This window comes from Oleiphilus sp. HI0067, from assembly GCF_001635735.1.
In genome coordinates, this window is sequence record NZ_LWFI01000580.1 from 1 (window position 1) to 662 (window position 662).

General features: G+C 44.0%; 1 protein-coding gene. It reads left to right on the forward strand.

What is annotated here, in order from left to right; all coding sequences use genetic code 11:
• The coding region (locus tag A3739_RS06700; RefSeq protein ID WP_068500811.1) for a 2-hydroxychromene-2-carboxylate isomerase at positions 1 to 454 on the forward strand (454 nt) is incomplete at its 5' end.
• Positions 455 to 662 lie beyond the last annotated feature (208 nt).

The following is a 662-nucleotide window of genomic DNA, read 5'->3' on the forward strand; positions in this document are numbered from 1 at the left end:
AGCGACAAATAATACACCGCCGGGCTTGGTTCCTGCCAAAGGCAAGTACATGTTGTTAAGCGACATTCCGCGTTTCGTGCGTCGTTATGGTGTTGAATTCAAAATGAACCCGCACTTCCCAGTAAATACCCTGCAACTAATGCGTGGCGTATTTGCTGCAATGGAACTTGATTGTGTTGATGCCTATATCGATGTTGTCTATGACGCGATGTGGGTGAAAGGTCTGGATATGAGTAAGCCAGAGGTGATAGCTGAAGTATTGACGGAGGCTGGCATTGACGCCGCTGCGTTTGCAGAGTTAGTTCAACAAGACGAGATTAAAAATCAATTGANAGAAGCCACAGAAGCAGCGGTTAAGCGCGGTTGTTTTGGTGCACCGACAATGTTCTTGGATAATGAAATGTACTTTGGCCAAGACCGTTTGGACTTTATCGAAGACGTCCTCAGCGCGTAATTTCGTTTCTGATCTGTGCCCTGTTTATTCATTGAACAAGGCACTCAGTTCAATAAATCAGCATTAATCACTTTCTATCAGACCTATTAAGGAGTAGCTTAGAAGCGCTTTGATAGGTATTTGTATGCAGTTACCTACGCATTCCAAGGCACTCGCTATTAAATAATAACGAATAAGAGGCCACGGTTTAGTGATGAATACTGCAACC